The following is an 18,657-nucleotide window of genomic DNA, read 5'->3' on the forward strand; positions in this document are numbered from 1 at the left end:
CAGCGGCGCACCGCCCTCGTTCGTGAGGCGTATATAGTCGCCACCAACCAGAACTGTCAACAGTCATCGACGATGTTTTTTCNCGCACCGCCCTCGTTCGTGAGGCGTATATAGTCGCCACCAACCAGAACTGTCAACAGTCATCGACGATGTTTTTGAACTTTTTGCGACAGAAGTTTTGGCGCCGGCGGACTGCCCCAAGGGAACATTGGCGTTGCCAAAAGGAGCCCTATTGCCGCCGCATTGCCGTTCGACACCAAGGCCAACAAAGAAGGGCTCGGCGCGGCCCGCAAGGTGACTTCCTATAAGAGCCAAAGCGGGGTCTGCGCATCACCGGTTCGGACCCTCCTACAAGAGGATTTAGGAGGCTCCTATAAGAGGATAAAGTCGCCTCTCTATAAGGGGCTGTAAAACAGAGCGTGTGCGTGGGGATTTCGCCGCTTCGTTGACTTCACTCGCCGTGACAGGCAAATGTCATGGCCCAACAGAAGCGAAAAGCCGTTCCGCCCGGGGAAGAAGCAGCCTTTCTGGATGCCAGACACGGAAGATGTCATAGCCGAACTCGGCAATGAGCCGCCGCTGATCGCGGATGGCCGCAGCGGCCCGCCCGACCGGCGCGAGGTTTCGGCGCGCTGGCTGTCGGGCACCTTTCTTACCGGCGTGACCTCGAGTGTGCTGATGGGCGTGGCGTTGTTTGCCGCCCTTGACGGCCGCCAGCAGTTGGCAACCCCGCCCGAAATCGCCGAACTGGCCCAGCTCGAAAGCGGCGGCGATTCCGGCGAGGTCGCCAAGACCACCAGGCTGGTGGCGCCGCGCCAGATCGCCAAGGCCAAGGACCGCCGGCGCATGGAAGTGTCGATGGTGACCAAGGTCGGTGACCGCGACGTTATCCACACCATGCCGTTCGTGCAGATCAAGATGGCGCTGGCCGCCGGCCACACCACCAACCGCGCCTATCCGCCTTTCGACCCGATGCAGGTGTTCGGCGACGATGGCGACTCGACGCCGGCGCAGCCGGCAACGGCCTCCGCGGTTGGCGGCCAGATCTACGGCGCCAAGGTCGAAAGCGAGATGAGCCTGAAGACGGTCGATTTCCCGGTCGAGACGGCCTCCTTCGACGAAAAAAGCGACCTGTCCGCCGACGAGGTTGAAAAAGTGGTGCGCGAAGCCGGCACCGACCTCAGCGACGGCGCCGTGCAGGTCGCCTCGCTGCATTATGTCGACCCGCAGCGATTCGGCGATGCCTTCGCCGAATCGATGGCCGGCTCCTACGACGTCAAGATCGTGCCGGAAAACGTCTCGGTGGCGCCGCGCGTCGCGCTCGACGACCAGACGCCGGCTTTCGCCGAGGAAATCATTCCCTTCACCAGGGACCGCGACATTGCCGAGGCTTTCGCTGATTCGGGCTATACGGGCGATGACGCCACCGGCATGGCGGAGGCGATCGGCAAGCTGCTCAACGCACCGGCGCTGAAGACCGGAACCGTGCTGCGCGTCGGGCTCGAGGTACATGGCGACGCCGCCAAGGTCGTTCGCACCAGCGTCTATGACAAGACAACGCACATCGTCACCATCGCGCTCGACGACCGCGGCCAGTATGTGCCGGCGCAGGAACCGGAGCCGAACCCCGAATTGCTGACCGCGTTCGATGATTCGTCGGCGCCGGTGGTGGTGCGCGGCAATCTGCCGAACGTCTATGACGGCATCTACCGCGCCGCCTATTCCTACGGCATGTCGAAGAAGCTGACCCAGCAACTGGTCAAGCTCCTGGCCTCCGGCGTCGACTTCCAGTCCAGGCTCAATCCATCGGACCGCATCGACGTGCTGTTCTCGCAGCCGGACGGCGACGACCAGGCCTCCGACGAATCGGAACTGCTCTATGTCTCGTCGACCTTCGGCGGCCAGACGCGCAATTTCTACCGATTCCAGATGCAGGACGGCTCGACCGACTATTTCGACGAGGACGGATCTAGCGCCGAGCAGTTCCTGTTGCGCAACCCCCTGCCCGCCGGGAAATTCCGCTCCGGCTTCGGCGCCCGCCGACATCCGATCCTCGGGTATGTCCGCATGCATACCGGCGTCGACTGGGCGGCGCCGATCGGAACGCCGATCATCGCCGCCGGCAACGGCACCATCGAAAAGGCCGGCTGGGCCGGCGGCTACGGCAAACAGATCATCATCCGCCATGCCAATGGCTACGAGACCTCCTACAATCACCAGAGCGCCTTTGCCAAAGGCATCGAACCGGGCGTTCATGTCCGCCAGGGCCAGACCATCGGCTTCCTCGGTCAGACCGGCCTCTCCACCGGCCCGCATCTTCACTACGAGCTGATCGTCAACGGCACCAAGGTCGACCCGATGCGCGTGCGCCTGCCGGTCGGCAAGGTGCTGAAGGGCGACGACCTGGTCGCTTTCAAGCGCGAGCGCGAGCGCATCGATGAACTGCTCAAGCAGGAAGACAGCAATCCGCTGAAGGTCGCGAGCGCCAAGATCGAAGGCTAATGCATGTCGCCCAGAAGTGTGCCGCGGTTCTGGGACAACGACATGCCTCAAAACAAACACTTAAAGCGCGTCGTATGAATCCGTTTCAGCGCGACGCGCTTTAAGCCGTCACACTCGACGCCGGCGAATCATAATCGCCCCATCAGAGCATTCCGAATCGGGTCGGCTCCGAATCAGGTCGACTGCTCCTCTTCGGCTCGTGACCAAGGCAGCTTTTGCCCCGAAACGGTGGCCCAGGCGATAATAGCGGCAAGCAGGCAAAGCACGGCCGTCACTGTCGACACGGCCGCGAACGCCGCATCGCTGGCGGCGAGCCGTGTTGCATCAAGGTCTGGCGCCAGGCCGGCCAATGCCGGTTCGCCGAATCCCGGAATGCCCGGCCTAGCGCTGGTATCGAGCATCGTCGAATAGACCCAGGCCGCGAGCGAGCCCATCGCCGCCACAGCAATCAGCCCGCCAATGCGCGAAACCGCATTGTTGATGCCGGAAGCGGCGCCGGTATCCTTGTCCTCGACCGCGGTCATGACCGCCGTCGACAGCGGCGACACCACCAGCGCCATGCCGAGCCCCATCACGGCCATCAGCGGAAAGATACCGGTCCAGAAATTGTGCATGCCGGCATGAGTGAGCAAAGCCAGCCCGGCAAAGGCGATGGCAACCACCAGGCAGCCGCTGGCGATCGGAAAACGCGGACCGATGCGATCCGACCACTGGCCGACGAGACCCGACAGCAGCGCGATCGACGCCGACAGCGGCAGGAAGATGAAACCGACCTCTTTGGTGCTCAGCCCCCATCCGGCGATCAACAGCATCGGCAGGTAGAACAGATTGGCCGACAGGGCGAAATACAGGAAGAAGGTGGCGAGATTGGCGCCGGCAAAGGCGCCGATCCGAAACAGCTTGAGATCGATCATCGGCTCGCGCTGCCGAAGCTCGAAGACGATGAAGATGATAAGCAGCACGGCGCCTGCGGCGATGATCGGCCCCGACATCAGCCCGCTGCCTTCGGCGCTCATCGAGGTCAGTCCGTAGGCAAGCGCCCCGAAGGCAAGCGTGGCGAGAGCGGCGCCGCCGAGATCGAGGCTTCGCTTCTCCGTCGGCGCGTCGGCGGGAATCTTGGCCAGCAGGAGATAGATCGAGATCAGCCCGAGCGGCAGGTTGACGGCGAAGATCGCCCGCCAGATACCGCCGCCAAAGGCCGACAGGACGAAGCCGCCGAGCACCGGACCGAGCGCAGTCGTCAGCGCCGAGGCGGCGGCCCAGATGCCGATCGCCCGGCCGCGCTCCTTCTTCGGATAGGCCTTGGCGATGATGGCGAGGCTGCCCGGCACCATGATCGCCGCACCAATGCCCTGAATGGCGCGAAAGGCGATGAGCACCAGCGCATTCGGCGCCACCGCGCAGGCCAGCGAAGCGACGATGAACAGCGCAATGCCGGCAACGAAGGCGCGCCTGAGGCCAAACCGGTCGCCGGCGGCGCCGCCGGCCAGAATCAGCGCCGACAGCGTCAGCGCATAGGCGTTGGAAATCCACTGGACCTCGGCCAGGCTGGCGCCGAGGTCGACGCGCATTGCCGGCATGGCAATGGCCAGGGTCGACCCGTCGATGAAGCCGAGCGCTGACGCCAGGATCGCCGCTACCAGCACGAACTTGCGCTGCGACTGCGGGCAAAATGTACCGTTGGAAAGCGACCTGGTCAGGGGAACGGCTGCGGCTTCGCTCGGAGACTTCATGAGCGTCTGCTTAGACTTCTTGCGGGCCGGCAACAACCAGCCAGCACCCTGCGCTCATGAATCCAGCTTTGGATATCGGCCTGCCTTATGGGCAGGCCGATATCACTGCGCTGGAGCGCTCACTTGCTCCGCAACATCATCGGCCGAGGGACCGCCGACGAACTCGACGGTGACGCCCGGCGACACCAGCTTGGCCAGTTCACGCGCATCCCAATTTGTCAGGCGCACGCAGCCATGGCTTTCGGTCTTGCCGATCTTGGAGGGATCGGGCGTGCCGTGAATGCCATAGGTCGGCTTGTCCAGCGCGATCCACACCGAGCCGACCGGGCCGTTCGGACCCGGCGGGATGGTCAGGATCTTGTCGTTCTGGCCCTGCTTGAAATTGATGCTGGGGTTGTAGGTGTAGTTCGGATCGAGCGCGACGCGCGACACCGTATGAGTGCCGGTCGGCGAGGGCGTGTCGGCTGAACCAATGGTGGCCGGATAGGCCGCGACCAGCTTGCCACCGGCGTCATAGGCGAACACCTGCTTCTTGTCCTTGTCGGCGACGATGCGGGCAACCGGCGTCGCCACCAGCCTGCCGAAATTGGCGACCTTGATGATGGTGCCGGGACGGCTGAAGTCGGCCTCGGGATTGAGCCCCTTCAGGTAGTTCTCGTCCATGTGGAACCGTTCGGCCAAGGCTTCGGTGACGGAGGTGTAAGCCATGCGGTCGAGCTGCGCCTTCTGGCTATAATCCTCCGGTATCGAGGCGACATAAGGCCCGGCCGCGTCCTCGGGCGTGATCGTATAATTGGCGAAAGCATCGCCACCGGTCTGCGCCAGCGCAGCCTGGATGCCGACCGCGTCGGTCGAGCGCAGATTGCTGCCGGTGATCTGGTTATAGGCGGCAAGCGCCTTGTCGACATTGGAGCCGAAGCGCCCGTCGACGACGCCGGGTGAAGCGCCGGCGCGGTCGAGCAGCACCTGCAAGGCGGCTACATCCTGGCGTGCGCCGAGTGAAAGCGAGGGATCGACCACGGTCTTGCCACCGGCTTTCGGCGGCAGCGCGGCCTGGTCGGCGGGCGCCGCCGGTTCGGCGGGATCGATAGAGGCTTCGTTCAGCGGCTGGCGCTTGACGGGCCGCGGTTCAGCGGATTTCGGCGCTTCCGGATAGGTGTCGCTGTCATTGGCATCATCCTGCGGAGCGGCCCCCAGGAATCTGTCGCTTTCAGGATCGTATTCATCAACCGGCGGGCCGGGGATTCGTCCCTGATCGTCCAGTTGCCTGCGGCGGAAACGCGCCATGTCTTCGGGATCGTCGAGATAGTAGCGGTCGTCGTCTTCGACCGGTGCGCGTCCAAGCTCACGTGCCCGCATTTCCCGGCGCAGCGCGCGGCGGTCGAGCCTGGTCTGCGGCGGCTGGATGGCGATGACCTTGCCGGTCTCGGCATCGACGATGACGCGGTTGCCCCTGGCGTCGTAATAGATGTCGAGATTGCCGTCCTGGGCAAGCACAATGCCGCCGCTATCGGCGGCGCGGACGGCCGGCAGTGCGTTGTCCACAGTCGGCGATGCCATGGCGCTGGACGTGAGCAGCCCGGCGGCGAGCACCGAAAAGGCAAGGATCGTGCGGAACATGGTGGTCAAACTCTCCGGTACTTACAGCGCCGCGCGCCCGTTTGGACGCGCAAAGGACGCTGTAACACTTCATGTCTGCGCATGATCCTTTCCGAAAATCGAATTTCGATTTTCGGGGTCATGCGTAATTGCCGCCGCCCGGCAGTGTTCCCACCAGAACGTTCTCGCCACCGTTTGGATGCGCAAGGAACGCCCTGATCGTCAAAAGCCTGCAGGCAAACCCCTTCGCCAGCAAACCACAACATAAGCTTTCCAACATGAACCGGGCATGAAGATGGCGGATTACTGGTTGCTACAGGCCCAATTCCTTGCGCGTCTGCTTCGTCAGCTTGAGGACGACGAGGCGGTGGCTTTCGCCGAGATAGTCCTTCAGCGCATCATCATCCATGCTCTGGCTTGTCTGACGCTGGATCCATTTCATGCCGCGCGAGGCGAGATAGGGCGCCGGCCGGCAGCCGGGCTGATCCTTCAGCACGTCATAAGCCATTTCAGAGCATTTGAAGGTGACGAAGACGCCACCCTCCCGGTCATGGCCGGCGATGGTGAAGACCTTGCCACCGACTTTCCAGACATCGGCCCCGCCCCACTGCACGACGTGCGTCGTCTGCGGCAGCGAGGCGCAGAAGCTGTTGTAGTCGTCCAGCGTCATCTGCACCCCCGTCAAAGGATTGTTGTTTCATAAGAAAATGCCGCGCGTCCGGTCGGACGCGCGGCGTTGGATCAGGCTGCCGCGTCGGTCGGCACCACAGTGGGCCTGGACCGGAAATTCAACCGGTCGGAGCCGGCGGTGACCTTGACGGTCGAGCCGTCGAGTATCTCGCCAAGCAGGATTTTTTCCGCCAGCGGATCTTGCAGGTCCTTCTGCATCACCCGCTTCAGCGGCCGCGCGCCATAGGCCGGGTCGTAGCCCTTCGCCGCCAGCCAGTCGATCGAATCCTGGTCGAGCGACAGTGTGATCTTGCGGTCGGCTAGCAGGCTTTCCAGCCGCTTGAGCTGGATCTCGACGATGCGGCCCATATCCTGCCGGCGCAGCCGGTGGAACAGGATCACCTCGTCGACGCGGTTGAGGAACTCCGGCCTGAACGAGGCTCTCACCACGCTCATAACCTCGTCGCGCACGGCATCGACGTCCTGCTCTTCGCTGAGATTGACCAGATATTCGGCGCCGAGGTTCGACGTCATGACGATCAGCGTGTTGCGGAAGTCGACCGTGCGGCCCTGCCCGTCGGTCAGCCGCCCGTCGTCGAGCACCTGCAACAGCACGTTGAAGACATCCGGATGCGCCTTCTCGATCTCGTCGAACAGCACGACCTGATAGGGCCGGCGCCGCACCGCTTCGGTCAGCGCACCGCCTTCCTCATAGCCGACATAACCGGGAGGCGCTCCGATCAGCCGGGCGACCGAGTGCTTCTCCATGTGTTCCGACATGTCGATGCGCACCATAGCGCTCTCGTCGTCGAACAGGAAATTGGCCAGCGCCTTGGTCAGTTCGGTCTTGCCGACGCCGGTCGGTCCGAGGAACATGAACGAGCCGATCGGCCGGTTCGGATCCTGCAGCCCGGCCCGGGCACGACGCACGGCCTTGGACACCGCCTGTACCGCTTCGCCCTGGCCGACGACTCGCTTGCCGATCTCGTCTTCCATGCGCAGCAGCTTGTCGCGCTCGCCCTGCAGCATCTTGTCGACCGGAATGCCGGTCCAGCGGGACACGATATGGGCGACGTGGTCGGGCGTGACCACCTCTTCGACCATGCCGGCCTTGCCGTCCTGGGCTTCGGCTTCCTTCAGCTTCTTTTCCAGTTCCGGGATCTTGCCATAGGCAAGCTCGCCGGCGCGCTGGAATTCACCCTTGCGCTGGGCAATGGCGAGGTCGTTGCGGGCCGCGTCGAGCTGCTTCTTGAGGTCAGCGGCGAGGCCAAGCTTCTGCTTCTCCGACTGCCATTTGGCGGTGATCTCGGTCGATTCCTCCTCGAGGCCGACGAGTTCCTTTTCGAGACGCGCGAGCCGGTCCTTTGACGCCTCGTCCTTCTCGACCTTCAGTGCCTCGCGCTCGATCTTGAGCTGCATGATGCGGCGATCGATTTCGTCCAGCGCCTCGGGCTTGGAATCGACCTGCATCCTCAGCCGCGACGCGGCTTCGTCGACAAGGTCGATCGCCTTGTCCGGCAGGAAACGGTCGGCGATGTAGCGGTTGGACAAGGTCGCCGCCGCGACCAGCGCCGAATCCGAGATGCGCACCTTGTGGTGCTGCTCGTACTTCTCCTTCAGGCCACGCAGGATCGACACGGTATCTTCCACCGACGGCTCGTTGACGAAGACCGGCTGGAACCGGCGGGCAAGGGCCGCGTCCTTCTCGACATGCTTCCTGTATTCATCGAGCGTGGTCGCGCCGACGCAGTGCAGTTCGCCGCGCGCCAGCGCCGGCTTCAACAGGTTCGAAGCGTCCATGGCGCCATCGGCCTTGCCGGCGCCGACCAGCGTGTGCATCTCGTCGATGAACAGGATGATGCCGCCGGCCGCCGAGGTGACTTCGTTGAGCACGGCCTTCAGCCGCTCCTCGAACTCGCCGCGATATTTGGCGCCGGCAATCAGCGCGCCCATGTCGAGCGCCATCAACTGCTTGTCCTTCAGCGATTCGGGCACGTCGCCATTGACGATGCGCAGCGCCAGACCTTCGGCGATCGCCGTTTTGCCGACGCCCGGCTCGCCGATCAGCACCGGGTTGTTCTTGGTACGCCGCGACAGCACCTGGATGGTGCGGCGGATCTCGTCGTCACGGCCAATCACAGGGTCGAGCTTGCCGGCGCGGGCATCGGCGGTGAGGTCGCGCGCGTATTTCTTCAGCGCGTCATAGCCCTGCTCGGCGCTCGCCGAATCGGCGGTACGGCCCTTGCGGACGTCGTTGATCACCTGGTTCAGCGCCTGCGCTGTGACGCCGGCCTTGGACAGGATATCGGCCGTCTTGGCCGACTTCTCCATCGCCAGCGCCTGCAGCAGCCGCTCGACCGTGACAAAACTGTCGCCGGCTTTCTTGGCCAATTCCTCGGCGGTCGAAAACACCTTGGCCAGCGGCTGCGCCAGATAAAGCTGGCCGTTGCCGCCTTCCACCTTGGGCATGGCCTCAAGGGCGGTCTCGACGCCAAGCTTGACGTCGCGCACGTTGCCGCCGGCGCGCTCGATCAGCGAGGCGGCCAGCCCCTCGTCGTCATCGACGAGGACCTTCAGCATATGTTCGGGAGTGAATTGCTGGTGATTGCGCGAGAGCGCCATGGTCTGGGCGGACTGAATGAATCCGCGGACGCGCTCGGAGTATTTTTCGAGGTTCATATCTGTCTCCTTCCATCACCGGCCCGCTTTGCGGCACCGGATCAGATTGCGGTGACGGACCCGCTCATCCGAGCCGGGTCCAGTTCACGCCAGATATGGGGCGCAAGCCATTGCCGCTCAAGACGTCCGGCTGATGATATTGCATGGCCGAGCAAACGAAAACGGCGGAGATCTCTCTCCGCCGTTTCATCGACTTATGTCTTGTGGGTCAGTTGTTGGCGTCGACGGCGAACGGGTCGCCGGCAGGGCTTTCGGCCGGCGCCGCATCAACCACGTCAACAGCGGCAGCGGTCTCGCCGGCGCCATCCACCACCTGGCCACCACCAGACTGTTCGTCACCGACCTGATCGGCATTGTTGCGCGGGCGGCGCGGACGCCGCGGGCGACGGGCAGCGCCGCTCTCGGCGGCTGCCTCATTGAGTTCGGCCCGGGCGGCAAGAGCCGCCGGCGACAGGTTTTCGTACAGCGGCGCCGACTCGGAGAAACCGCTCTCGGCTTCGGGCTCAACCGCGGAAACGGTTTCCGCCTGTGCCGGGGTTTCGGTGAAGCGCTGCTGGTCGCCGCGCTGGCCGTTCTGCTCGCCACGCTGGGCAAAGTCGCCACGCTGGTCGTTCTGGCCATAGCCGCCATTGGGGCGGCGGTCACGGTTGCGGCCATTGTTGTCGCGGCCGTTGTTGTTGCGGCCATTATTGTCACGGCCATTATTGTCACGGCCACTGTTGTTCTCGCGGCCGTTTTCCTGGCCGTATGCGAGTTCGGCCGGCGTGCCCTCAATCGTCGGCTGCGGACCGTTGCCGTGGTTCGCCATCGGCGCTTGCGTCTCGCCGCCATTGCCGCTGCCGGCATTGTCAAAATCGTCGCGATCTTCATCGTCGTCGAATTCGTCGCGGTTCTGCGGGGCATTCTGGATCGGCATCTGCGCCTGTGCGGCGGCAATGATGCGGTTGTAGTGCTCGGCGTGCTGGAGGTAATTTTCCGCCATAACCCGGTCGCCGGAGCTTTGCGCATCACGGGCCAGAGTGGCGTATTTTTCGGCGATCTGCTGAGCCGATCCACGGATTTTCACGTCCGGGCCGTTGCTCTCGTAGTTGCGCGTCAGGGGATTTGGGCCCTTGCGGTTGTTGTTGTTGTTATTGTTGTTGCCACCGCCGCCGCCATTGTTGTTGCGACCGCGCATGCGCCTGTTCTGCTGTTGTGGCCTCATAAGACTCTCTTCATTTTGAAATTTTCGAAAAACGTTTCACGAACGGAGGCGCTCATGCAGCCAGCCGTTTCGTTTCTTCACCGGCGTTCGCCCGCATCAATTGCGTTGGCGCCACGTGTCATCCCGTTCCGGTTACATCACTTGCCGGACGATTCCCGCACGAAGCTTGGGCGTCGTTTGCGCAAGAAGGCAGCTATTTCCAAGGAAAACCGAATCGCTAAGAGCACTGCCTGCTTCGTCTCATCCGGTTAGGGCGGACCCTAGCCGCATTCCCCGGCATTGCCAAGCGCTTTTTTGCACTGCATCAAGGCTTTCCCTGTTCAAACATAAGAACCCTGTCGTTTCCGCCAAGATCGACGAATGCCCCGGCCAGCCTGTAGCCGGCTGCCGCGAATATGTCTCTGACCTCATTGCGCTGCGAGTGGCCGATCTCGACCGCTATCTTGCCTTCTGCTTCCAGAAACTTTGCCGCCTCGGCGGCGATGATCCTGTAGGGGCCAAGACCGTCCACACCGCCATCAAGGGCTCTGTGCGGATCGAAATCGCGGACTTCGTCCTGCAGATTTCCAATGTCTCCAGACGATATATAGGGAGGGTTTGCGGCAATTACATGGTATCGGCCCGAAACTTTTTCGAACCAGTCGGAATGCAGCCCCACGAACCGGCCGGCGAGTCCGAGTTGCTCGGCATTACGTATCGCGGTTGCCAGCGCGTCTTGTGAAATATCGACCCCGGTGGCGGTCGCGGCCGGAACCGCGCTGAGCAGCGCCAGCGCAATCGCGCCGGTACCGGTGCCGAGATCGAGGATACGGCATTCCCCCAGCCTTTCGGCCGTCGCGCCGGCAAAAGGCAGGATCGCCTCGACCAGCGTTTCGGTGTCCGGCCGCGGCTCCAGCGTTTCCGGCGACAGCGACAGCCGCAGGCCGTAAAACTCGCGAAACCCGAGGATGCGGTGAACCGGTTCGCCGGCCATGCGGCGCTGCAGAGCAGCGCCGATTGCGGCAACCGCACCCGCATCGACCGTCCGTTGCGGGTCGGCGATCGCCTGCGTACGGTCCGTGCCGGAAAAATGCTCGACGATAAGCCTGGCATCCAGCGCCGGGTCGGAAAGGCCGGCCGCGGCAAGCCGCTCCCGCGCCACCCGCAACAACGGCCCGAGCGCGCCGGGCAACATGTCAGCCATCGAAGCCGATATCGGCGAGCAGCTTCGACTGATGGTCGGCGATCAGCGCATTGATGACCTCATCGAGCTCGCCCATCATCACCCGGTCGAGCTTGTAGAGCGTCAGGTTGATACGATGGTCGGTAAGGCGGCCCTGCGGGAAGTTGTAGGTGCGGATGCGCTCCGAACGGTCGCCCGAACCAACCTGCGATTTGCGTGACTCCGAGCGCTCCTCGTCCGCCTTGCTGCGCTCGAGGTCGTAAAGCCGCGCACGCAGAATCTGCATGGCTTTCGCCCGGTTCTGATGCTGCGACTTCTCCGCCTGCACCACCATGATGCCGGTCGGCAAATGGGTGATGCGCACCGCAGAATCGGTGGTGTTGACGTGCTGGCCGCCCGAACCCGAGGCGCGCATCGTGTCGATACGGATGTCTTCGGCGCGAATGTCGATGTCGACCTCTTCGGCCTCCGGCAGTACGGCAACCGTCGCCGCCGAAGTGTGGATGCGCCCGCTGGCCTCGGTCGCCGGCACGCGCTGCACGCGGTGCACGCCGGATTCAAACTTCAGATTGGCAAAGACTCCCCTACCGGAAATGGTGGCGATGATTTCCTTGAAGCCGCCGGCGTCGCCGTCGCTGGCCGACACCGTCTCGAAGCGCCAGCCGCGTTCGGCGGCATAGCGCTCATACATGCGAAACAGGTCGCCGGCGAACAATGCCGCCTCATCGCCGCCGGTGCCGGCGCGGATTTCAAGGATGGCGTTCTTGTCGTCGGCCGCGTCCTTGGGCAACAGCAGGATCTGGATGTCCTTCTGCAGCTCTTCGATTCGCGCTTCGACGCCCGGCAAATCTGCCTCCGCCAGGGCCCGCATCTCGGCGTCGGTGCCCTTGTCGGCAAGCATCGCCTCGAGGTCGGCTTGCTCGCGCTCGACTGAGCGCAGTTCCCTGACCTTGGCCACCATGTCCTGCAGCTCGGCATATTCGGAAGCCATCTTCACATAGGCATCGGCTGCCGGGCCGGCCGACATCTGCGCTTCGAGCATCTCGAAACGCTTGACGACCTGATCCATACGCTCGCGGGGAAGATTGACCATGGCTAATGCTATAGCGGGATGGAGCGGTCGTCGGCGAAGGCCTGCAGCAGCGCTCGCATCGGCAGCCCTTGAGCTGGCGCCATCAGATTGTCGGCAAAGAAAGCCTCCAATTCCTCCAGTGGCAGTTCGGTCAACATCGCCTTGACCGGGCCGATCGAGGCTGGAGACATCGAGATCGAGCGGTAGCCGAGGCCGATCAGCGCCATGGCGGAAATGGGTTTTCCGGCAAGCTCGCCGCACAGCGTCACCGGCGTGTGGTTGCGAACCCCGGCGTCGGCGATCTGCTTCAGAACCCGCAGGAACGGCGTCGACAGCGTGTCGAAGCGGTCGGAGAGCTGCGTGTTCCCCCGATCGACCGCCATGACGAACTGGAACAGGTCGTTGGAGCCGACCGAGACGAAATCGACCGCCTTCATCAACTCGTCGAGCTGGAACAGCAGCGACGGCACTTCCAGCATGGCGCCCACCTTGAGGCTGGTCGGCAGATGGTGGGCAAAGCGGGAGAGATGCCGCACTTCGCGGTCGATGATCTCGCGCGCCTGGGCGATTTCGCCGAGCTCGGTCACCATCGGCAGCATCAGCTTCAGTTCGCGCCCGCCGCAGGCCTTCAGCAGAGCGCGGATCTGGGTCCTGAGCAGACCCGGCCGGTCGAGCGTCAGCCGGATCGCGCGCCAGCCGAGCGCAGGGTTTTCTTCCTGGACAGCGCCCTTGAAGTAGGGCAGCACCTTGTCGCCGCCGATGTCGATGGTGCGGAAGGTGACCGGCTTGCCACGCGCCGCGTCCAGCACGTCGCGGTAGAGCCGCTCCTGCGCCTCGGCGCGCGGGAAGGTCGAGGCGACCATGAACTGCAATTCGGTGCGGAACAGGCCGATGCCGGCCGCACCCGCCTCGGCCAGCTGCGGCAGGTCGACGGCCAGGCCCGCATTCATCAGCAGGTCGACCTGGACGCCGTCCTTGGTCACCGACGGCTTCTTGCGCAGTTCCCGGTAGACTTCCTGCCGGCGCGCCCGGAAGCGCACTTTTTCGGCATAGGCAGCTTCGAGGTCGGGCTGCGGCCGCAGATGGATGGTGCCTTCCTCGCCGTCGACGATGATGGCATCGCCGTTTTCCGCCATGGAAACGGCGCCCTTCATCTGGCCGGCGACCGGAATGCCCATGGCGCGCGCTACGATGACGACATGGCTGGTGGCAGCGCCGTCTTCCAGCACCACGCCGCGCAGCTTGTCCCTGGGATAATCAAGCAGTTCGGCCGCGCCCATCGAGCGCGCGACCAGGATGGCATCCTTCGGCAGTGACGCCGCGACGTCGTCAGGCCCGCGCCCCATCAGCTGGCGCAGCAGCCGGTTGGCGAGATCGTCGAAGTCGCTCATCCTCTCGCGCAAATAAGGATCGGTCATGTGCAGCATGCGGGCGCGCATGTCGCTCTGCACCTTTTCCACCGCCGCTTCCGCCGTCAGGCCGTTGCGGATCGCCTCTTCCAGCCGGCGCACCCAGCCGCGGTCGTTGGCAAACATGCGATACGCCTCGAGCACCTCGCGATGTTCTCCCTCGAAGGCGACATCGCGCCGCTCCAGCATGTCGTCGATGGAAAGCCTGAGCGAACCGAGCGACGTCTCCAGCCGGCGCACCTCTTCCTCACTGTCCTCGTTGAACAGATTGGTGACGACGATGCGTGGCTCATGCAGCACGACATGGCCGAGGCCGACACCCTCGTTGAAGGACAGGCCGGTAAAGCTGACGGGACGGCGCAGGTCGAGTTCGAGGCCGGGCCGGGTCAGGCGCGCGAGATCGCCGGTGGCGATCATCTCGGCGATCACCATGGCGGTCGTTTCCAGCGCCTCGACCTCGTCGTCGCGGTAGTGGCGCATGGTCTTGTTCTGCACCACCAGCACGCCGAGCGTGCGCCCTGCCCTTAGTACCGGCACGCCGAGGAAGGAATTGTAGATCTCTTCGCCGGTCTCCGGCAGGTAGGCGAAGGCCGGATGTTCCTGCGCATTGGAGAGGTTGAGCGGCCGCGCGCTGGCGGCAATGGTGCCGACGAGGCCCTGCCCCAGCCGCAGCTGCGCCAAATGGACGGCGTTCGGGTTCAGACCTTCGGTGGCATAGAGTTCGAGCACCGAATCGGCGCGCAGCACATAGAGCGAGCAGACCTCGGCGACCATGTTGGAGGCGATGTCGCGCACGATCCGGTCGAGCCGCTCCTGCGGCTCCAGCGGCTCCTGCATGAGCTCGCGGAGCCGTTTCAGCAGAACGCGCGGGCCACTGGCCGTATCACGCATCGCGGCTTCTTCTCCAATGGGCATTTTGCCCGCCGCAGTTTCCACTGCCACCGGCGCACACGCAACAACTCAAATCGCTCTCGCTACTGCTTATCCAGACCGTACACGGAATGCAAAGTGCGAACCGCGAGTTCCGTGTAGGGACCGTCGATCAGTATCGAAATCTTGATCTCGGAGGTGGTGATGGCGCGGATGTTGATCGCCTTGTCGGCCAGCGCCTTGAAAGCGGTGGCGGCCACACCGGCATGGCTGCGCATGCCGATGCCGATGACCGAAACCTTCGACATGCCGGCTTCCGACTGCACCACGTCATAGCCGATCGAAGCCTTCAGACGCTCCAGCACGGCCAGCGCCTTGTCCACGTCGCCGGACGGCACGGTGAAGGTCATGTCGGTGAACTTGCCGTCCTCTGAGATGTTCTGGACGATCATGTCGACATTGATGTTGGCCTCGGCCAGCGGGCCGAAAATGCCGGCGGCAACGCCCGGGCGGTCGCCAACGCGGCGCAGAGAAATCTGCGCTTCGTCCTTGGCGTAGGCAATTCCGGTGACGACCTGCTGTTCCACGATCTCTTCCTCGTCGCAAATAAGCGTTCCCGGAGGATTGAGCAAATCCCCCATTCCGGGCGCATCGGGATCGTCGAAGGACGACCGCACGAACGTACGCACCCTGTGCACCATGGCAAGCTCGACCGAGCGCACCTGCAAGACCTTGGCGCCGAGCGAGGCCATTTCGAGCATTTCCTCGAACGAAATCTTGTTGAGCCGCCGCGCCTTCGGCTCGATGCGCGGATCGGTGGTGTAGACGCCGTCGACATCGGTGTAGATGTCGCAGCGGTCGGCCTTGACCGCCGCGGCAATGGCCACCGCGCTTGTGTCGGAGCCGCCGCGGCCGAGCGTGGCGATGCGGTTGTCCGGGCCGATGCCCTGGAAGCCGGCGACGACAGCCACCTGGCCCTCGCCGAAGCGCTTGATCAGGAACGCGCCGTCAATTTCGAGGATGCGCGCCGCGCCATGCGCGTTGTCGGTCTTGATCGGGATCTGCCAGCCCTGCCAGGAGCGGGCATGGACGCCCATATTCTGCAGTGTGATCGCCAGCAGGCCGGCAGTCACCTGCTCGCCCGAGGCGACCACGGCGTCATACTCGCGCGCGTCGTGCATGGGCGAGGCTTCGCGCGTCCAGCCAACCAGTTCATTGGTCTTGCCCGCCATCGCCGAAACCACGACAGCGACCTCATGGCCGGCATCGACCTCGCGTTTGACGTGACGCGCCACATTGCGGATGCGGGCGATGTCGGCGACGGAGGTTCCGCCGAATTTCATCACGATGCGCGCCATGGAAGCGAAATGCCTTTGACTGAAGCCGGCCCAGGACCGAAAGGGGAAGTAAGCGCTCGACAGAAGCCGGCCGCTGAATGCGCGCCTCCTTAGCCAAATGATCACGGTTTCGCAAGGCTGGCGGCGGATGCCGGCTTCAGGATCGCGGCATATTGCGTTCGGCCCCGCCGCCGCTTACCAAATGCTGCCCGCGGGAAACTCCTTTTGGTCCGGCATATCGAATGATTGTTCGCCTTCGACGCGCCATGCGGTGGCAATCGCTGCCGCTGTTCATCGGCTTCGCCGTGCTGGCGTTGATCGTCGGCACACGCGCCGTGCTGGTCGAGACCCAGAGAGCCAATCGTGAGGCCGCGCGCCAGGCGGTCGAGTATCAGGAATTGCTTTCCGGTTTGCTTACGATGGCTCAGGAGGCCGAGACCAGCCAGCGCGGCTATCTCCTGACCGGCGAGAAATCCTACCTCCAGCCTTATCGGCAGGCGGTCGACGCCATTCCGGGCCAGCTTGCCCGCATCGACGGCATGACCGCGCCCGACGACGAACTCGTGCAGCAGATCAACCACGTCAAGGACGCGCTTTCACAAAACCAGGCCGAATTGGCTGAGACGATTGCACTCTACGATCGCGGCGATGCGGCAAAAGCTCTGGAACTGGTCCGCAGCGGCCAGGGCAAGGCCGCCATGGACCAGATCCGGGCCAGCATGGACACGATCCGGCGCATTGGCGGCGCAGCCATCGCCGCGCGCGACGCTCATACCGACCTGGTCGAAAACTGGCTGCGAATCGGCTCGATAGCGGCGCTGCTGGCGATCTTCCTGCTTGGCGCCTACACGGTTCGCCTTTCGCGCCGCCGGTTCCGCGCAGTGGCGATCGCCCAGGAAGAGCTGATGCGCAAGAACATCGAGCTCGGCAACGAAATCCAGACGCGTGAAAAGGCCGAATCGCAGATCCGCCAGATGCAGAAGATGGAGGCTGTGGGCCAGCTGACCGGCGGTATCGCCCACGATTTCAACAACATGCTGGCGGTGATCATCAGCGCCATGAACCTCGCCCAGCGCAAGCTGGCGCGGGGCGAGCACGACATCATGAAATTCATCGAAGCGGCGACCGATGCGGCGACCCGGGCCGCAAACTTGACGTCACGGCTGCTTGCCTTCTCGCGCCAGCAGCCGCTCGCGCCTCAGGTTGTAGACGCCAATCGTCTGGTCGCCGGCATGTCGGACCTGCTTCGGCGGGCGCTCGGCGAAACCATCCGCATCGAAACCGTGCTGGCTGGCGGCCTGTGGAAGACCCATGCCGATCCGAGCCAGCTCGAAAATGCCATTCTCAATCTGGCGGTCAATGCGCGCGACGCCATGGGCGAGGACGGCAAGATGACCATCGAGACCGCCAACAGCCACCTCGACGAGAGCTACGCCGCCACCCATGCCGAGGTCAAAGCCGGCCAGTATGTGATGATCGCGGTCAGCGACACCGGCGCCGGCATGCCGGCGGACGTCATGGAGCGGGCTTTCGAGCCATTTTTCACCACCAAGCCGGTCGACAAGGGCACCGGCCTCGGGCTGAGCCAAGTGTTCGGCTTCGTCAAACAGTCCGGCGGACACGTCAAGATCTACTCGGAACCCGGCCAAGGCACCACGATCAGGATCTACCTGCCGCGCTTCTTCGGCCCGGAAGAGGCCGCCATATCTTCGGAACGAGCCGGAAATCCTGCCGTGCCGGTCACCGAAACCATCCTTGTCGTGGAGGACGATCCACGCGTGCGGGCTTCCACCGCCGATGCCATGCGCGAACTCGGCTACACCGTCATTCATGCCGCAAGCGGCCAGGAAGCGCTGGAAAAGCTGGGCGACAACCCTGGTGTGGCGCTCATGTTCACCGATATCGTCATGCCGGTGATGAATGGCCGCAAGCTCGCGGAGGAGGCGCTGGCGCGCATGCCGAAGCTGAAGGTGATCTTCACCACCGGCTTCACCAGGAACGCCGTCGTCCACAATGGCGTGCTCGACCATGACGTGCATTTCCTGGCCAAGCCCTTCACCATCGAGCAGCTGGCGGCGAAATTGCGCGACGTGCTGGACGCAAAATGACCGAGACCCTGGAAATCGTCACCTTTCGCCTCAAGCCTGGAGCGGAAGCGGGCTTTGCCGCCGCCAACAACCTGGTCGCCGACTGGCTGGCGCGGCAACCTGGTTTCGTAAACCGCTGCCTGGCGCGGCGGGACGATGGCAGCTGGGTCGATGTCGTGCGCTGGCGAAGTCGCGAGCAGGCTCTCGCCGCCGCGGGCCGCATCATGGCCGAGATCGGCGATTGCGAAGCGATGCGGGCCATCGATCCCGCGAGTGTTGAGATGGGACATGCGGCGATTGTGATCTCGAGGCCCTAGGTCGACTTGCCAGCAGT

General features: G+C 63.8%; 12 protein-coding genes. 3 read left to right on the forward strand and 9 right to left on the reverse strand.

Annotated elements, in window-relative coordinates:
* Positions 1 to 531 precede the first annotated feature (531 nt).
* Positions 532 to 2,502 (forward strand): M23 family metallopeptidase, encoded by a 1,971-nt coding sequence (locus tag X727_RS164185; RefSeq protein WP_023701439.1) that lies wholly within the window; start codon positions 532 to 534, stop codon positions 2,500 to 2,502.
* A gap of 173 nt (positions 2,503 to 2,675) precedes the next feature.
* On the opposite strand, the gene X727_RS164180 is transcribed toward X727_RS164185, so the two are convergent.
* The 9 genes from X727_RS164180 to X727_RS164140 form a co-directional block, all read right to left on the reverse strand.
* Positions 2,676 to 4,235 (reverse strand): MFS transporter, encoded by a 1,560-nt coding sequence (locus X727_RS164180; RefSeq protein WP_023833361.1) that lies wholly within the window; start codon positions 4,233 to 4,235, stop codon positions 2,676 to 2,678.
* A gap of 102 nt (positions 4,236 to 4,337) precedes the next feature.
* Positions 4,338 to 5,855 (reverse strand): L,D-transpeptidase family protein, encoded by a 1,518-nt coding sequence (locus X727_RS164175; RefSeq protein WP_023701438.1) that lies wholly within the window; start codon positions 5,853 to 5,855, stop codon positions 4,338 to 4,340.
* 292 nt (positions 5,856 to 6,147) lie between these two features.
* Positions 6,148 to 6,504, reverse strand: coding sequence for an MmcQ/YjbR family DNA-binding protein (locus tag X727_RS164170; RefSeq protein ID WP_023685771.1), 357 nt, complete (start codon positions 6,502 to 6,504; stop codon positions 6,148 to 6,150).
* A gap of 71 nt (positions 6,505 to 6,575) precedes the next feature.
* Entirely contained in the window at positions 6,576 to 9,182 is a 2,607-nt protein-coding gene (clpB, locus tag X727_RS164165) for an ATP-dependent chaperone ClpB (protein WP_023833362.1), read from the reverse strand.
* 208 nt (positions 9,183 to 9,390) lie between these two features.
* A complete protein-coding gene (locus X727_RS164160) occupies positions 9,391 to 10,386 on the reverse strand; it encodes a DUF4167 domain-containing protein (protein WP_023686668.1) in 996 nt (331 codons plus the stop codon).
* A gap of 304 nt (positions 10,387 to 10,690) precedes the next feature.
* Positions 10,691 to 11,569, reverse strand: a complete 879-nt coding sequence (gene prmC / locus X727_RS164155) for a peptide chain release factor N(5)-glutamine methyltransferase (protein ID WP_023686669.1) — start codon at positions 11,567 to 11,569, stop codon at positions 10,691 to 10,693.
* Entirely contained in the window at positions 11,562 to 12,641 is a 1,080-nt protein-coding gene (gene prfA, locus X727_RS164150) for a peptide chain release factor 1 (RefSeq protein WP_023686670.1), read from the reverse strand. The genes prmC and prfA overlap by 8 nt, the downstream gene beginning before the upstream one ends.
* Positions 12,642 to 12,649: 8 nt before the next feature.
* Positions 12,650 to 14,920, reverse strand: a complete 2,271-nt coding sequence (gene ptsP, locus X727_RS164145) for a phosphoenolpyruvate--protein phosphotransferase (RefSeq protein WP_023672972.1) — start codon at positions 14,918 to 14,920, stop codon at positions 12,650 to 12,652.
* An 83-nt stretch (positions 14,921 to 15,003) separates the two neighbouring features.
* The gene (locus tag X727_RS164140; protein WP_023672973.1) at positions 15,004 to 16,257 is read right to left on the reverse strand and encodes an aspartate kinase; all 1,254 of its coding nucleotides are present in this window, start codon (positions 16,255 to 16,257) and stop codon (positions 15,004 to 15,006) included.
* Positions 16,258 to 16,502: 245 nt separating this feature from the next.
* Between X727_RS164140 and X727_RS164135 the strand changes: the two genes are divergently transcribed.
* Complete coding sequence (locus X727_RS164135; protein WP_023833363.1) at positions 16,503 to 18,344, forward strand: CHASE3 domain-containing protein; 1,842 nt, start codon at positions 16,503 to 16,505, stop codon at positions 18,342 to 18,344.
* Complete coding sequence (locus X727_RS29115; protein WP_023822812.1) at positions 18,341 to 18,640, forward strand: hypothetical protein; 300 nt, start codon at positions 18,341 to 18,343, stop codon at positions 18,638 to 18,640. Before X727_RS164135 ends, X727_RS29115 begins: the two co-directional genes overlap by 4 nt.
* Positions 18,641 to 18,657 lie beyond the last annotated feature (17 nt).

Source organism: Mesorhizobium sp. L103C105A0, assembly GCF_000502215.1.
Taxonomy (GTDB): Bacteria; Pseudomonadota; Alphaproteobacteria; order Rhizobiales; family Rhizobiaceae; genus Mesorhizobium.